3 protein-coding genes are annotated in these 2,084 nt (G+C 61.2%); 1 reads left to right on the forward strand and 2 read right to left on the reverse strand.

The genetic code is table 11. The features are described from left to right. On the forward strand, positions 1–402 hold a 402-nt coding region (locus RMO81_RS04640; protein ID WP_310474589.1), incomplete at its 5' end, for a hypothetical protein. Positions 403–480: 78 nt separating this feature from the next. On the opposite strand, the gene RMO81_RS04645 is transcribed toward RMO81_RS04640, so the two are convergent. Continuing rightward, positions 481–786 (reverse strand): hypothetical protein, encoded by a 306-nt coding sequence (locus RMO81_RS04645; protein WP_310474591.1) that lies wholly within the window; start codon positions 784–786, stop codon positions 481–483. Between the two features lie 122 nt (positions 787–908). Further along, the coding region (locus RMO81_RS04650) for a thioredoxin family protein (protein WP_310474593.1) at positions 909–2,084 on the reverse strand (1,176 nt) is incomplete at its 5' end.

Consider the following 2,084-nt stretch of genomic DNA (forward strand, 5'->3'; position numbering starts at 1 on the left):
GATCTCAACGACGGCCCGGGCCGCGAAGTATTTGAACGCAAGCACCTGTATTTCGATCTGATCGGCAATCTGCAGGGCAGCATCTTCGAAGCCGAACGCTTCCTGAACCACGCGTTGTTCGATTATGGCGCAACCGCTGCGGCCACCGGCGAGAACAAGCTGCGCTGGAGCTACAAATTGTCAGGCAAGGACCCGGTGGACCCCACCCGTGACCCGCGCCTGCTGCTGGATCACATCATGTTCACCCAGCGCCTGGTGGCAAAGGGCCAGTTCCCCCGCATCGGCGGCGGCGCCGGTCTGGTGGAACACGCCGTCCACGAACGTGTGAACGCAATGCGGCCGAAAAAGGTGCCGGAAACCAGCGATCACCGGCCGGTGTCGGTGACGTTGACGCTGGCGTAGAGAAGAGGCCTCCGGCGGGCAGGGGCTGAGCCCCTGCACCCACTTTCGTAAATTTACACGTTTGGGGTTGATCCCAAATTAGACGCTTCTTGAAACACGAATTTTTTCAAGCAATTCAACGGCACGTTTCACAATTTCGCCATCCTCATTCAAAAAAATTGCCGAACCATTGTAGTGAACAACTGAAACGTAAGCTAAACGCATCTTTTGAAGCTTGTGACCAACATCTTGGACGTCAGAGTAAGAAGCGCCAATCAATTCTGCAATTCGTGGATATCTCCACGATTTTTCTTTCCAACAATGCATAATTACATTTCGTTCCGTTTCAGACATTTTTATCGCAATATCTGCTGCTTTCTCATCAGTTATTTTTTGAGATTGCATCACTAAACTCTCCGAAAAACACTCTCGATCTTAGGATCAAGGCATCGGTGGAGCAACGCTGAAACGAAAGTGGGTGCAGGGGCTCAGCCCCTGCCCGCCGGAGGCCCTTTGCCTTTTGAACCTTACACCTTCAACGACGTCAGCGCATCGACCGTCAAAATCTGCGGCAGTTCCGTCTCGCCGCCGGTGGGATCATAATAGACATAGACCGGCACGCCGGCGCGCTTGTGTTCGGCGAGCCAGGTGGAGATGGCGGCATCGCTGCGGGTCCAGTCGCCTTCCATCACGGTGATACCCTTGGCCTTGAAATACGCGGCCACGGTGGCATCGGCCATCGCGCCCTTTTCGTTGACCTTGCAGGTGAGGCACCAATCGGCAGTCATGTAGAGGAACACCGGCTTGCCCGCGCTGCGCAAATCGGCGAGCGCGGCCGGCGTGTATTTCACCGCGTTCAGTTCGCTGACGGCGGCGGTTGTGGCTTTTGCGGCGCCTTCCGGGGCGGCGGTGGGCACCAGCAGTACGGCAGCGACGATGGTGGCCAGGCTGGCGATGCCGGGGATGGCCAGCGATTTACCGCCGTGCTGGCGGCTGCCCAGCCACCACAGGAACAGGCCAAAGATCAGCGTGCCGGCAAGGCCCATGGCCATGCCGTTTACGCCCACCTGCTGGCCCAGCACCCAGGCCAGGGCCAGCGCTGTGAGGAACATCGGGACGGACAGGATAGCGCGCAGGCGGACCATCCACGCGCCCGGCTTGGGCAGGCGGCGGCGCAGGGCGGGAACCAGCCCGATCAACAGGAAGGGCAAAGCGAGACCAAGGCCAAGGCCGGCGAAGACCGAAAGTGCCTGCACCGTAGGCAGCACCAGCGCCGCGCCCAGTGCGCCGGCCATGAACGGGCCGGTGCAGGGGGTGGCGACGAACGCCGCGAGCGCGCCGGTGAAGAAGCTGCCGCTTGCCCCGCCGGACCGCGCCTTGTCCTGCCCCAGATTGCCGGTGGTCAGGGTGATTTCGAACAGGCCGGCAAGGTTCAGCGCAATGCCAGTGACCAGCAGCAGCAGGAAGGCGATCACGCGCGGATCCTGCAGCTGGAAGGCCCAGCCCACCTGGCTGCCGGCGGCGCGCAGAGCCAGCACCAGGCCGCCCAATGCAGTGACGACCAGCACGACGCCGGCCGTATAGGCCAGCGCTTCGTTGCGTGCCTGGGCGGCGCCAACATTGCCCTTGGCCAGCGCCAGCGCCTTCAGGCTGAGGATCGGGAACACGCAGGGCATGACGTTGAGGATCAGGCCGCCCAGCAC

The organism is Sandarakinorhabdus sp. (assembly GCF_031422795.1).
Lineage (GTDB): Bacteria > Pseudomonadota > Alphaproteobacteria > Sphingomonadales > Sphingomonadaceae > Sandarakinorhabdus.

Coding starts and splice junctions, on each gene's coding strand:
- RMO81_RS04645 (WP_310474591.1), bottom strand. CDS start 786: ATGCAATCTCAAAAAATAACTGATGAGAAAGCAGCAGATATTGCGATA.